The organism is Thioreductor micantisoli, from assembly GCF_055392745.1.
On the sequence record NZ_AP043760.1, the window covers coordinates 1,267,866 to 1,282,506 of the forward strand.

Below are 14,641 nucleotides of genomic sequence, written 5' to 3' on the forward strand. Positions count from 1 at the left end.
TATCAAAACTTTTTTCTCCTCCTCTTTTATGCTACAATTTCATTAAAAAGGCTTATTTTGGCACTAATAAATATGCACGAAATTTCAAAACAATATGAAGCCCAAAAAATTTTATGTAATGTTGATTTTCATTTAGAAAATGGCGAAAGAGTTGCTATTGTTGGACAAAATGGAAGTGGAAAGTCCACACTTTTAAAATTAATTGATAAAACAATAGAAGCAGATGATGGAGAAATTATTCGTCAAAATGGTATAAAAATCAAAAGATTAAGACAGATGCCTGTATTTGAAAAAGATATGAGTGTAAAAAAAGCGATTGAAAATGAACTTTCAGAATTTAGAGAAGCATACCAAAAATATAATACATTAATTAAAGAACTTGAAAATGACTTTGAAAATAAAACTCTCCAAGAAGAACTTCATAAAATTACTACATTTTTAGATTTGCACAATGCTTGGAATTTAGATGATAGAATTGAAAGAATTATGCAAGAATTTGACCTCAAAAAATATGAAGATAGAGATGTTAATTTCCTAAGTGGTGGGGAGCAAAGAAGAGTAGCCCTCGCTAGCCTACTACTTCAAAAGCCAGATATTCTACTTTTGGATGAACCTACAAACCATTTAGATGTTTATATGGTAGAGTTTTTAGAAGATATTTTACTAAAAGAAAAATATACTTTTATCGTAATTTCACATGACAGATATTTTATCGATAGACTTGCCACAAGGGTAGTTGAGATTGAAGAGTGCCACCTTAGAAGTTTTAACGGTGGATATAAAAGCTATTTAGAACAAAAACAACAAATGCTTCATAATATTCAAAAAGGACACGAACATTTAATTAAACTACTTAGAAAAGAAGAAGAATGGCTTCATCAAGGAGTAAAAGCAAGACTAAAAAGAAACGAAGGACGAAAAGCTAGAGTTTTAGAGATGAGAGAACAGGCCCAAAAAAATCCTTCAATCATCAGAAAAATGTCTCTTGAATTGCAAAGAGAAATGATGAAAACTGATGCGCAAAAAATAAACAAACAAAAACTGCTTTTTGAACTTGAAAATATATCTAAAACATTAGGAAATAAAGTTTTAATCAAAAATTTTAGCACAAGAATTTTACAAAAAGATAAAATTGCAATAGTTGGTAAAAATGGAGCCGGTAAATCAACACTTCTAAAAATTATGATAGGTGAAATGGATATTGATGCTGGGAAAATTAAAAAAGGTGATATTAAAATTGGCTATTTTGACCAAAACAGAAAAATGCTTGATGATGATAAAAATTTAATTGAAACTTTTTGTCCAATGGGTGGAGATAGAATTGAAGTTCGTGGTAGAAATATGCATGTTTATGGATACCTGAAACAATTTTTATTTCCAAAAGAATTTTTAGATAAAAAAATTGGAATTTTAAGTGGTGGTGAAAAAAGTAGAGTTGCCCTTGCGTTAATGTTTACAAAAGATTATGATGTTATGATTTTAGATGAACCTACAAATGACTTGGATATTCCAACCATCAATATTTTAGAAGAGTATTTAATTGACTTCAAAGGTGCAGTAATTTTCGTAAGTCACGATAGATATTTTGTTGATAAATTAGCTCAAAAACTTTTTATTTTCAAAGGAAATGGAGTTATTGAAGAGAGTTACACTCAATATAGTGAGTATTTAGAAATTGAAAAAACTATAAAAGAGATTTCAAACTTTGAGAATGAAGTTGAAATTAAAAAAGAAGAACCAAAAAAAGAGAAAAAACAAACAAAATTATCTTATAAAGAAAAAAGAGAATATGAAACTTTACCAGATGAAATTGATGAAATTGAAAAACAAATAACTAAATTAAATGAGTGTCTTGCAAATCCTGAGTGTTACGAAAAAAAAGGAATTCTTAAAACAAGTGAAGAGCTTGATAAGCTTAAAAATTTACTTGAAGAAAAGGTTGAAAAATATTTAGAACTTGAAGAAAAGGTTGAAAATTTTGAAAAATAATGAATTAAAAAATCTATTTTTAAAATTAAAAAATAGAACACCAAGTTTAACAGAAGAAATAACAATCCAAGCAAGTAGCTTAAGTTTTTATACAATATTTTCTATTGTTCCAATTTTACTAATAATTTTATCTTTACTTGCATCAAATCCTATGTTTAATGAATATTATCAAAAAATAGAAAGTTTTATTCTCTCAAACATACTCCCAACAAATCAAGAAACAATAAAAATTTATATAAATTCATTTGTCCAAAATTCAAAATCTATGGGAATTACAGGAGGAATTTATATTTTCCTAACAAGTATTCTGTTTTTTCAAAACTTTGAAACTATTATGATAAAAATTTTTAATTCACAAAAAAGAGATTTATGGAATAAAATAACTATCTATTGGACAACAATGACACTATTCCCTATCCTTTTTTCATTTAGTATCTATATTTCAGTAAAAATTCAATATATTCTTAATCAATCAACTTATACTCAAAATATAAATATATTAGCACTTATTCCATTTTTTACAATTTTTGTAATGTTTTGGCTTGCTTATAATTTGGGTGCAAATAAAGAATTAAATATTAAAGCTATCGCAATTTCTTCATTTATAAGCGCAACTATATTCTCTATAGCAAAAAGTCTATTTGTTTATTATGTTATTTACAATAAAAATTATACATCTTTATATGGCTCATTTAGCATTGTTTTATTCGTTTTTGTATGGATTTATGTAAGTTGGATAATTTTTATAAGTGGAGCTCATTTATGTGAGTTTTTGGATGTTTATTTTAAAGAAAAAAATGAAAAATCTATTAGCTAAATTTAATATAGAACCACAAATAATAGATGAATATTTTTTTAACAATATATATTCTATAACTCTAAAAGCTAAAAATTTACCATTTTTTAGTAATGGAAAAGGTTGGAGCACGGAAGAAGCCCTGCTTGGAGCTTATGGAGAAATGTGTGAAAGACTTCTTACTAAAAACTATTTCGAAGATTATTATTTAGATAATCTTTATCCTGATGCTAAAAATTGCAATTTTTTAGATGAAAAATTAAAAAAATTTTATCAAATTGATAACTTAACTAAAGAAGATTTAATAGACTTTTCTTCTTCAAGTGAAGAAATTTTTTCTATTCCATTTAAAAAACTTAATTCAAATAAAGTAATCTACTTCCCAATTAATTTAATTCAAAATCTTTATGCAAGTAATGGAATGGCCTTTTATCCAAATAAAACAAAAGCCTTTGAAAATGCACTAAGTGAAATTATTGAAAGATTTGTTAAATTTGAAGTTATAAAAAATGGATACTCACTTCCTAAAATAGAACATAAACTAAATTCAGAAAATATTCAAATCTATGATGCTTCTTTAAATAGAAAATATCCTGTAATGGCTGCTAGTTATATAAAAGATAATAATATTCTTTTATCATTTGGATGTGATATAAATCAAGAAAAAGCAATAGAAAAAGCATATTTTGAGCTTATGCAAGGAAGAAAAAATTTTAAAGATATTGGAGAGTTTAGTAATAACTTAGATGAAGTTAATGATCCGTTCAATTTAGAAACTCATTTCATATCATCAAATGGATTAATTCACAATAATTTTTTAAAAAACTCAAACTTTGAAATTAAAAAATGGGAATTTAAAAACTATTTAGTTTTTGATAAAGAAATATATTATAAAAAGTATAATTATCAAAATTTTTATGCTTATCAGGTAATAATTCCTTCTATTTCCGAGATTTATCCACTTGATGACTTGATTTATAATAATAAAAATCAAGGTAAATTTTATAGAAACTTAGTTTTAAATTATAAAAATTATGATAAATATGAAATAATAGAATCTTTTGAAAGTTTAAATCCTTATATAGATTTAGGAAAGTTCATAGGAGTTATTTTCAAAACTCCTATAACTATTGAAAAATTTATACAAAATTTAGAAAATAATAGCTTAAATTTAGAATTTGATGAAACATATAAAAAAATAACTCAACTTATTTAGAATAACTATTTTAAATTTAAAAATTTTTCAAGAGATAACTCTTTAATATCATTAAATAAATATCCATTTATACTTGAATTTTGTGATGTAATAACCTTAAAAAAATTACTTCCTATTATGCTATTTTTATATTTTATATTCATATAAATTTGATATGTAACTAATCTCATATATGAAGAAGAATTTCTTTTACTTACACTTACTTCTATTTTAATATCACTTCTTCCTATTTTAATACCTTTGTTTGTTAAATATTTTTTGATATCCTCAGAAATTATATTATTATTTGAAATTATTTGTATATGAAGAGTGTTTTTTAAACTATATAATCTATTTTTAACCTTATTTATAAAAGATAAATAATTTTTTTCATTAAACTTATCATTCATTACTTTTAAAATATAAATATAATTTTCCTCTTCTTTTACTTTACTATATAACTTTTTTAGTTCAATAAATTGATTTAACAAATTCTCACGAGAAACAATATAATATTCATTATTATACTCTTTAAATCTATTATCAAGTTGATTTTTTAAATTTTCATATAATTTATTAATATCAACTTTCACTAATACAAAAAATTTATCAAAGCTCTGTTTTTCCGCTTTTTCTACATCATAATTTGATACTTCAAATTTTTTAACAGTTGCTTTTATATTATTTACACTGTTTTTACTATATAAACCTCCTCCAAATGATTTACTTTTAGTTTCAAAATTAGAAGAAATAGTAACACTATATCTTGATATAAAATTTGATAAAGCATTTAAAATAGCTTCTTTTTTGTTTATACCACTACCACTAACATATACAATTCTTTGAGTACTTTGTGGTGGATTCAAATACCAAGTAGGAATAGGTTTTGGCTTTGATTGTATATAAACTCTATTTTCTGCACAACCTACTAACAAGAGCAAAAAGAAAAAAGGAATAATCTTTTTCATTATTTTAGATTTGTCCTTTTAATTTTTGTCTTTTTTGAATAGAATTTTCTATTCTTTCGATTGCATGATCCACTAATTCACTTGGGTTTTCTCCAGTATCAGTAATAATTTTATCTGCCAATCTATATGCTGCTTGTGCCTCTTTTAATTTACCTAAAGCTTCTTCTACTACGCCTAAATCATATGCAATTTCATAAGATTGTTCTCTTGTTTGTTCGTTTAATTTTTTTAAAATATATTCTGCTTTATCTATTCTTCCATGTTCAATATAAGTTAAAACATTTTCAAACATTTTTTCTTGTATATCATTTAAATCAATACTTTTTACTGAATCCATTAATTCTACTTGCATAGTAACATAATGAGGTGCCACTCTATTTACATATTCAGTAGCAGCTTCATCTGCTAAGTTATTAAGAGCTTCATTTGCTCCTTTAAATTTTTTTGATAGTGGAAGTCCAAATAATGAAACACCTGTATCTTTACAACTATCACCTTTATAATTCTTTGTAATATCAATTGCATCTACTACTTGAGCACTATTTACATCAATTGCATTAATTGAAGCATTAAATGTAGCACTTGCAGTTTGACAAGTTATATAAACTGTTTTATAATATAAACATCCTTTTTTACCCCAACTAGCACATCTTTCTTCTGGTTTTTGATAACTTCCGCTTGCTGTACTTGTTTTAACATTACCTGCAATAAGAACTTTTGCTCCAGCTAATTTACCAAATTTAGCTGCTTTATCCCCTACTAAATCACTTGATTGAAATTTCAATTCTTTTAAAACACTACCTATTCTATCTCTATTAATGATTTTAAAATAAGACTTGTTTTTAATTCTTACATTTGCTAATTTTGTTTCTAATCTACCACTAAAATTAACATTATCATGTTTAAAAGGAAGAATTGCAATATCTTTCTTTTTTGTTAATGTATCAACCTCTGCTGGAAGTTGTGCTTTTATTGTAACCTTTTTAGCACTACATCCTAAAAATGAAACTCCTATAATACCCGTTAATACAACTAAAGCATATTTTTTCATACTTTCTCCTATTTTGTTTTTTTAAATCTAATTCTACTTATTTTTCTTTAAAAAATCAATAAAATATTTAATTTTTTACGATAACCTATTTTTATAATCTTCAAAACTAAATTCTCTAACAATCCATAATTTTCCGTTTTTTCTTTTATACCCAATTGAAGGCATTCTAACTCCATTAAAATGAGTATTTTTTACCATTGTGTAATGTATCATATCTTCAAAAATTATTTTATCCCCTATTTTTAACTCTTCATCAAAACTATAATCTCCAATAATATCACCACTTAAACAAGTGTTCCCACCAAATCTGTAAGTATATTTTTTTTCATTTGGCTCCCCTGCTCCTCTAACTTCTGCTCGATATGGCATAGCGAGAACATCAGGCATATGTGCTTCTGCACTTGTATCAAGAATTGCTATTTTCATACCATTATCCACAATATCAAGCACACTCGCAACCAAATATCCAGTTTGCCATCCTACTGCTTCCCCAGGTTCGAGAATAACCTCAACGCCATATTTTTCTTTAAATTTTTTAATTATCTTAATTAATTCATCTACATCATAATCCGCTCTTGTGATGTGATGACCTCCACCGAAATTTACCCATTTCATTTGATAAAGATATTTACCAAATTTTTCTTCTACTCCCTCTAAAACTTTAATTAAAGGTTTTGTATCTTGCTCGCAAAGTGTATGAAAATGAAGTCCATCAACTCCATCTAACAAATCTTCTCTAAAATTTTTGATAGTTACTCCCATTCGACTAAAAGCCGCACACGGGTCATAAAGTGCTACGGGAGATGAGCTAACTTCGGGATTTATTCTAATTCCAATTTCTGCCTTTCCTAAAACTCTATCTTTAAATTTCGTTAATTGATTGAATGAATTAAAAATAACTTTATCAGAAATTTCGGCTATTTCATCTATTTCATCATCTTTATATACAGGTGAATAAACATCTACTTCCCAACCTTTCATATTTGCAAGTTTTGCTTCCCAAAGACCACTACAAGTTGCACCACTCAAATATTTTTCAACTAAATCAAAAGTGGACCACATTGCAAAACCTTTAAGGGCTACCAAAATTTTACAATCTGCTTCTTTTTGTACTCTATCTAAAATTCTTAAATTTCTTTCTAATAACTCTTCTTCACAAATATAGATAGGTGTTTTCATAAAGTTCCTTTATTTTTTAATATATTAACATATTCTTTAAGTTTATCCTCATATTTCATTTTTGCATAAGCTGGCGAAGGACTTGGAAGATAAACATTTGGAAAATTTATATTTAATTTTTTAAACAAATTTTGGGCTGTTTTAGAGGTAAAAGCAATTAATCTAATATTTGGATACTCTTTTAAAAGAGATTCAATATCATTTAATTCTATATCTTTTAGAGATGAATCAAGTGAATTTATTCTATTTGCTTCTTTTACCATATCCCACAAAGCAATTTTATATTTTTTTAATAAACTTATTTTTTCATCAATTGTTATTGGTCTTTTTTCTTTAAAAGTATCTGCTAAAAGTGGAAAAAACTGATTTCTAGGATGTGAATAATAAAAGTTATTTTCAAATGATTTAATTGATGGAAAAGTTCCTAATATTAGAATATTACTATCTTTATCAATTAATGGTTTGAAAGGATGATACTCCATAATGAACCTTTTTTGATATAATTCTATCAAATTTATTTAAAATTAAAAAAGGAAAAAAATGCTAACACACATAAATGAAAAAAATAATCCCAAAATGGTAAATGTAGGAAATAAAGATATTACAAAAAGAATTGCCAAAGTAAGCGGTAAAATTTTTATGAAAAAAGAAACCAAAGAAAAAATTTTAAATGATAATCTTAAAAAAGGTGCAGTTCTTCAAACTGCTATAATTGCAGCAATTATGGGAAGTAAAAAAACAAGTGAACTTATTCCAATGTGTCATAACATTTTAATAGATGGAGTTGATGTTGATGTTAAAGAGATTGAAAATGGATTTGAGTTATTTGTAACTGCATCAACCGCTGCAAAAACTGGAATTGAAATGGAAGCAATTGTGGGTTGTTCGATAGGACTTTCAACAATTTACGATATGGCAAAAGCAATCGATAGAGAAATGGTAATAAGCGACATTAAACTACTTCATAAAAGTGGTGGAAAAAGCGGTACATTTGAAAGAAAGTGAAACTTGTGAAAGAAAATAAAATAGTTTGTGTAATTTTAGCTGGAGGAAAAAGTAGTCGTTTTAAGAGTGATAAATCTCGCCTTAGAATCGGCTCAAAAACGCTAACTCATTATCAATATAAAAAATATTCTAAAATATTTAAAAAAGTTTATATCTCTTCTAAAAAAGATAAATGGGGGCTAAAAAATATAGTTTATGATAAATATAAACTTTATGCCCCTATTTTCGCACTTATAAAACTAATTCAAAAATTTAATTATGTTTTTGTAGTGCCTGTTGATGTTCCACTTTTAAGTCAAAATTCAATAAAAAAATTACTAAAAACAAAAACAATAACTTGTAATTCCCCTTTTATTGGAGTTTATTCCAGAAAAGATTTGAAATTTTTAGTGCAAAATGTTAAAAAAAACAAACTTTCCCCTAAATTTGGTAAAAAATGTATAGAAATAAATGAAAAAGAACTAATTAATTTAAACTATAAAAATGAATATAATAAATATAGATTTGAGATTAAAAAAGAGCTTAAATAAGCTTAAAAACCAAAAGGCTTTAAGCTAAGATATGATAAGCAATAAATGCAGCTATCCAAGCAAAAACATTTGGATAAATTGTATAGAATGTTCTCCAAGCCCATTGTGGCACTTCTGCATAAAATGTTCCCATAGCTGCTAAACAAGGAGAATAAAACATAACTATTATTATCATCGCCACTGCCGTTGCAAATGAAATATTATTTTTCAATGTATTAGAAAGTGTCGCTTTACCATCTCCATGATATAAAACGGCCATCGTTGAAACTACTGTTTCTTTTGCCGCAAGTCCTGCTATCAAAGATACTGTCTCTTTCCAACCCATTCCAATAGGTCTAAGAATTGGCTCGATTGTTTTACCTATATCAGATAAATAACTATGTTCTAAAATATAACTTTGTTGATTTGCTACTGGTATTTTTTCTAGTTCTTTTTGATTTACAGGGTAACTGCTTAAAAACCATATAGCAAAAGCCGCAATGGCGATAAATGTTCCAGCTTTTTTAAGATACATTTTTGTTTTAATCCATAAATCAAATAAAATACCTTTAAGTGAAGGAAATCTATATTTTGGCATTTCCATTACAAATGGTTCCGGTTCACCTTTGAAAAGTGTTATTCTTAAAACTTTTGCTACAATAAGTCCCATCATCGCTCCACCAACATAAATTGTAAACATTACATCACCTTGCACTGCTGGTGCAAAAAATGCTCCTACTAAAAGCACATAAATAGGAAGTCTCGCTCCACAACTCATAAATCCTAAAACTAACATTGTGATAAGTCTATCTTTTGGATTTTTCAGTGTTCTTGCAGCCATATAAGCAGGAACTGTACATCCAAATCCACTAACTAACGGCACAAAGCTTTTCCCTTGAAGTCCAAAATGTTTCAAAACTCCATCCATAACATAACTTGCTCTTGCCATATAACCAGTTTGTTCAAGTAAATTAATTCCTAAAAACAGAATTAAAATATTTGGTAAAAACATAACAACTGCACCAATAGCGGGAATAACCCCATTAACTAATGCATTTTTTATAAAACCATTAGGAAGCAATCCTCCCACAAAATTACCAAAAATTTCAAATCCAGTACCAATATAATTCATAGGAATATTACCTAAAACAAATGTTGTTTGAAAAATAGCCCACATAAAAAATAAAAATATAGGAAATCCTAAAATTGGATGAATTAAAACATTATCTATTTTTTCTGTTAATGTCTCTTTTTTGGCTGTTTTTGCTATCTGTCTTGTTACACCTTTTGCTAAGGCATATCTTTCATCTGCAAATATTGTTTTTGTATCATCTTCATTTGCTTCAATTTTTAAATTATTTTTTATTTCTTTTAATTTTGGCATAAGCTCCACATACCAAGGTTTTTCATGAATAATTTTGTAAATATCTTCATCTTCTTCAATAAGTCTAATAGCCATAAATCTTTTGTCAAATTTTTCACACTTTATAAATTCAATTAAATCAACTACTGATTCTTCTACAAATTCACTATATTGAATATTTGGCAATTTTTTAGTTTCATAAGTATCAATTACTGACTCAAAAAGCTTTTCAAATCCAAATTTTTCTTTTGCTGATACATTTGCTGCATTTATGTTTGTTAAAGTTGAAAATTTTTTAGCATCTATTTCACCACCATTTTTACTAACTTCATCATACATATTAAAAGCACAAACCATTGGTTTATTCATATCTGCAATACTAAGACTAAAAGCTAAACCTCTTTCAAGTTGATTTGCATCTACAACATTTAAAATTACATCATACTTTTCTTCGAGTAAATATTTTTTAGATACTTCTTCTTCTGGTGTATAAGTATTAAGTGAATAAAATCCAGGTAAATCTATCATTTTAAAATTATAATCACCTCTTTTAAATTCAACTTCTTTTTTATCCACAGTAACACCTGAGAAATTTCCTACATGTAAAGTCGCTCCTGAGATTGAGTTAGTTAAATGACTTTTACCAACATTTGGCTGACCAACAAGTGCTATTTTTATCTCTTTCATTATTTTGTCTCCACTAATATCATTTTTGCTTCGTCTTCTCTTAAAGCAATTCTACTTTTATTGACTTCCACTTCAAAAGTATTTTTTGCCATTGTATATTTCAAAATTCTTATTTTTTCACCTTTTACAATTCCAAGTGAAAAAAGTCTACTTTTTAAAGGCTCAGTAGCAGTTATTTTTTTGATAACTCCAACTTGCCCTATTTTCATTTCACTTACATTCATTCTCACTCCTTTTGTAAAAAGTAATTTTTCTATTTTTTTACCATTTTTTATTTCAGACAATTTAACACTTATATCAATTCTTTCTAAATCTTGCAATGATGGAATTATTACTTTTTTTTTCAGATCATAATATCTATCATATTTATCTATAATCCCAAGTTCTCTTTTTAAAGATTCTGGAGTTATTTCAAGTGGTAATATTTGACATAACTCATAAAATTTAGGACTATAATGATTCTTTAATCTTGCCATTTTTACAATACCACTATTTGGTTTAAATTTTTCTAATAAAATTTTTTTGACAAGTTTATTAATTCCAACCTCAATATTTTTATCTTCAAATTTTGCCCAATTAATCCAATGAGTTTTTATATTTTGTGTTGTTATAAGCTTGGCTAAAAGTTCATTAACTCCATTTTTTTCACTAATAGGTAAATTATAACTTTTTGCATCGGGTTCTTTTTGAACTAAATAAGCAAGTTTTGACAATAAAAATATATTCTGTTGTATATTTAATACTTCCATGTGCGACCTTTTTAAATAAGTCGTTAATTATAACATAAAAAAATACATTTGTCGATATAATTGACGACTTTTTTATATTTGTCGCTAATTATATCTAAAAAAAGAAAATAAGAGAATAAAAACTCTTATTTTACTATACAATTTATATATTTACTTTTGTCTATTACAACAACTCTTCTATTTAACCTTCTACCTTCTTTTGTTTGATTTGAAGCTATAGGATAATTTTCTCCATATCCTGCCATATCAATTTTTTTAGGATTTATTTTAAATTTATGAATTAATATTTCTCTTAATGCGTTTGCTCTTCTTACAGATAATTTTTGATTATACTCATAAGTACCTATCTCATCGGTAAAACCTTCTATCTCGATTTTCAATTTTTTATTATTTTTTATAATATTTGCAATTTTTTTAATTTCAGGATAATATTTTTTATCTATTTTATAACTATCAAATTTAAAATTAAATCTAAATATTTTTAAAATAGGACACCCTTTAAAATCAACTTTTACACCTCTTGGAGTATTTGGACATTTATCTAAATAGTTAGGAACACCATCTTTATCACTATCAATCGGACATCCTTTAAAATCAACTTTTACACCTTTCGGAGTATTTGGACATTTATCAAATAAATCAATTATTTTATCTCCGTCACTGTCTATAGCACATCCATTCTTATCAACTTTTGCACCTTTTGGAGTGTTTGGACATTTATCAAATAAATCAATTACCTTATCATGATCGCTATCTATAGCACATCCATTTTTATCAACTTTTGCACCTTTTGGAGTATTTGGACATTTATCTAAATAATCAGGGACTTTATCTTTGTCAGTATCTTTTTTATAATCAATCCATCCGACAACTTTTTCATTATTTGTCATTTGAACTACTGATGTAGGTTGATTTGGAAAAGCATTATATGTATCTTCTCCACATCCGGATAAAAATAAAACTACTCCAATACTAACAACTCCTATAATCGTTTTTTTCATATTTATTCCTTTACAATTTAATTTTTTAAAATTTCTCTTTGACCTTTTGAATTTGGCTGAGACAAAAATCCACTTGCTTCTAATTGTTCTATAATATTTGCTGCTCTATTATACCCAATTTGTAATCTTCTTTGCAAGTAACTTATTGATGTTTTGTTCTCATTAATTATAATTTGCTTAGCATCTTCATATAATTCATCTTTATTCTCTATTTCTTCACTTATATCAGTCTCTACTGATTCAGCTAAAAAATGTTCATCATAGTTAGCACTTCTTTGTGCTTTTAAAAACTCAACTATTGTTTCTATCTCTTCTTCTGTTGTAAAAGGTGCATGTAACCTAACTAATGTTGAGCTTCCAGGAGGAGTAAAAAGCATATCCCCTCGCCCAAGTAAGCTTTCAGCTCCAAATGTATCAAGCACTACTTTACTATCAATTTTCTGTCCAACTTTATAACTGATTCTACTCGGTAGATTTGCTTTAATCAAACCTGTTACGACATCAACACTAGGTCTTTGAGTAGCTACAATTAAATGAATTCCACTAGCTCTTGCCATTTGAGCAAGTCTTGCAATAGAATATTCTACATCTTTACCACCAGTCATCATCAAATCAGCTAACTCGTCAATAATCACAACAATATATGGCATTTTATTTTCTGGAAATTTTATATTATAATTTTCTATATTTTTCACTTTTCCATCACTCATAAGCTTATATCTTCTCTCCATCTCTTTTACCATATTTCCAAGTCCTGCAATTGCTTTTTTGGATTCAGTAATCACAGGTGTTAATAAATGAGGAATATCATTATAAATAGAAAATTCAAGCATTTTAGGATCAATCATCATAAGTTTCAAATCATCAGGTGAATTTCTATATAAAAGAGATAAAATCATAGCATTAATCCCTACACTTTTCCCACTTCCCGTAGTTCCAGCAATTAAAAGATGAGGAAGCTTAGCAAGGTCAGTAACAAATGGTTTACCTACTATATCTTTTCCAAGAGCTATTAAAAGAGGTGCTTTTGAGTTTTTAAACAAATCAGTTTCAAGTATTTCCCTAAGATAAATAGTTTCTATTTCATTGTTTGGTATCTCTATTCCAACTACATCTTTTCCAGGGACAGGTGCCTGTATTCTAATAGTGCTAGCTTTCAAAGCCATTGCCAAATCATCTTGAAGATTTAAAATTTTACTCACTTTAATATGAGCTAATGGTTTAAATTCAAAAGTTGTAACAACTGGCCCCGTATAAGTTCTAACTACATCTCCTTCAATTTTAAAATTTCTAAGTTTATTGAGTAAAAGATGTACTTTTTTATCTATTTCCGCTTCGTTTATATGTTTTCCTCTTTTAGGTGGGACTTTTAGAAACTTTAAACTTGGAAGCTTAAAATCTTTTGGTTTTACTATTTGACCTTTTTCTATATCTTTTAGTAATTCTTTATTTTCATCTAATTCAGAAACAATTTGAACTTTTTTATCTGTTTTATCTGTTTTTTTTAATGTTTCTTTAGCTTCTTTTTCTTCAAAATCTTCAGTTTGTTCTCTATTTTCATTAGATACTACTTCATTTTTATTTATAATATTTTTATCCAAATCAGAAGTTGCTTCTATATTATGAATAGTTTCCAAACTAGTTTTAATATATTCTTCCACATTTTGTTCTTTTTCATTTTCTTTATTTTTTATCTCTTCTTTATTTTTATCTTCTTTACATTCTTCTTTTTTAGTATTATTTAATAATTTATTTTTTTTAGGTAATTTAATAGTAGGCATATCAAATTTTAAAATTAAAATAGAAATAACAAATAAAAATAGTATTATTAAAACAACTCCAACCGTTCCAATAAAAGGTTTCATGGTATTCACAAAAAGATTTCCAAAAACACCTTTTGATAAAAATAGAGATTGTATAATCGAAAAAGAGATAAAAAGAATAAAAACAGCAAATATTCTTTCAAAAACTTCTCTTTTTGAATCTTTATAAAATGCATATAAAAGCCATATTATATAAAAAGGAGACAAATAACTTAAATATCCAAATAGTGCAATATTACTACTCCCCAAAAATTTTCCATATACACCAACAAAATTATTTTCTGGGAAAATTGTAGCTATAAGTAAAAATATAGAAAAAACAAATC

At 26.5% G+C, this 14,641-nt stretch carries 13 protein-coding genes; 5 read left to right on the forward strand and 8 right to left on the reverse strand.

Annotated features, from left to right (window positions below):
* Positions 1-57 precede the first annotated feature (57 nt).
* The 3 genes from abc-f to ACZ5OA_RS06820 are packed head-to-tail and all read left to right on the forward strand — an operon-like array spanning position 58 to position 4,001.
* Positions 58-1,989, forward strand: coding sequence for a ribosomal protection-like ABC-F family protein (gene abc-f, locus ACZ5OA_RS06810; RefSeq protein WP_464907117.1), 1,932 nt, complete (start codon positions 58-60; stop codon positions 1,987-1,989).
* Positions 1,979-2,806, forward strand: a complete 828-nt coding sequence (locus ACZ5OA_RS06815) for a YihY family inner membrane protein (RefSeq protein WP_464907118.1) — start codon at positions 1,979-1,981, stop codon at positions 2,804-2,806. The genes abc-f and ACZ5OA_RS06815 overlap by 11 nt, the downstream gene beginning before the upstream one ends.
* Positions 2,787-4,001, forward strand: coding sequence for a YcaO-like family protein (locus ACZ5OA_RS06820; RefSeq protein WP_464907119.1), 1,215 nt, complete (start codon positions 2,787-2,789; stop codon positions 3,999-4,001). The genes ACZ5OA_RS06815 and ACZ5OA_RS06820 overlap by 20 nt, the downstream gene beginning before the upstream one ends.
* 5 nt (positions 4,002-4,006) lie before the next feature.
* Here the strand turns inward: ACZ5OA_RS06820 and ACZ5OA_RS06825 are convergent, their stop codons facing one another.
* The 4 genes from ACZ5OA_RS06825 to ACZ5OA_RS06840 all read right to left on the reverse strand — a co-directional run bounded on the left by ACZ5OA_RS06825 (position 4,007) and on the right by ACZ5OA_RS06840 (position 7,660).
* Positions 4,007-4,948, reverse strand: coding sequence for an LPP20 family lipoprotein (locus ACZ5OA_RS06825; RefSeq protein ID WP_464907120.1), 942 nt, complete (start codon positions 4,946-4,948; stop codon positions 4,007-4,009).
* A 4-nt stretch (positions 4,949-4,952) separates the two neighbouring features.
* On the reverse strand, positions 4,953-5,999 hold the full coding sequence (locus ACZ5OA_RS06830) for a CsgG/HfaB family protein (RefSeq protein WP_464907121.1): 1,047 nt from the start codon (positions 5,997-5,999) through the stop codon (positions 4,953-4,955).
* Between the two features lie 75 nt (positions 6,000-6,074).
* Positions 6,075-7,178, reverse strand: coding sequence for a carboxynorspermidine decarboxylase (nspC, locus tag ACZ5OA_RS06835; RefSeq protein ID WP_464907122.1), 1,104 nt, complete (start codon positions 7,176-7,178; stop codon positions 6,075-6,077).
* Positions 7,175-7,660 carry a DNA-deoxyinosine glycosylase gene (locus ACZ5OA_RS06840; RefSeq protein WP_464907123.1) on the reverse strand — a complete coding sequence of 162 codons (486 nt, stop codon included), beginning with the start codon at positions 7,658-7,660 and terminating at the stop codon, positions 7,175-7,177. The genes nspC and ACZ5OA_RS06840 overlap by 4 nt, the downstream gene beginning before the upstream one ends.
* A 58-nt stretch (positions 7,661-7,718) precedes the next feature.
* Here ACZ5OA_RS06840 and moaC point away from each other — a divergent pair, with 58 nt between their 5' ends.
* Together moaC and ACZ5OA_RS06850 are read left to right on the forward strand one after the other, a co-directional pair.
* Positions 7,719-8,183, forward strand: coding sequence for a cyclic pyranopterin monophosphate synthase MoaC (gene moaC / locus ACZ5OA_RS06845; protein ID WP_464907124.1), 465 nt, complete (start codon positions 7,719-7,721; stop codon positions 8,181-8,183).
* 5 nt (positions 8,184-8,188) lie between these two features.
* Positions 8,189-8,713 carry an NTP transferase domain-containing protein gene (locus ACZ5OA_RS06850; RefSeq protein WP_464907125.1) on the forward strand — a complete coding sequence of 175 codons (525 nt, stop codon included), beginning with the start codon at positions 8,189-8,191 and terminating at the stop codon, positions 8,711-8,713.
* 19 nt (positions 8,714-8,732) lie between these two features.
* Here the strand turns inward: ACZ5OA_RS06850 and feoB are convergent, their stop codons facing one another.
* The 4 genes from feoB to ACZ5OA_RS06870 form a co-directional block, all read right to left on the reverse strand.
* On the reverse strand, positions 8,733-10,742 hold the full coding sequence (gene feoB, locus ACZ5OA_RS06855; protein WP_464907126.1) for a ferrous iron transport protein B: 2,010 nt from the start codon (positions 10,740-10,742) through the stop codon (positions 8,733-8,735).
* Positions 10,742-11,491, reverse strand: a complete 750-nt coding sequence (locus ACZ5OA_RS06860) for a FeoA domain-containing protein (RefSeq protein WP_464907127.1) — start codon at positions 11,489-11,491, stop codon at positions 10,742-10,744. Before ACZ5OA_RS06860 ends, feoB begins: the two co-directional genes overlap by 1 nt.
* Before the next feature lie 125 nt (positions 11,492-11,616).
* On the reverse strand, positions 11,617-12,492 hold the full coding sequence (locus tag ACZ5OA_RS06865) for an OmpA family protein (protein WP_464907128.1): 876 nt from the start codon (positions 12,490-12,492) through the stop codon (positions 11,617-11,619).
* A gap of 17 nt (positions 12,493-12,509) precedes the next feature.
* Positions 12,510-14,615 (reverse strand): FtsK/SpoIIIE family DNA translocase, encoded by a 2,106-nt coding sequence (locus ACZ5OA_RS06870; RefSeq protein WP_464908333.1) that lies wholly within the window; start codon positions 14,613-14,615, stop codon positions 12,510-12,512.
* Positions 14,616-14,641: the final 26 nt, after the last annotated feature.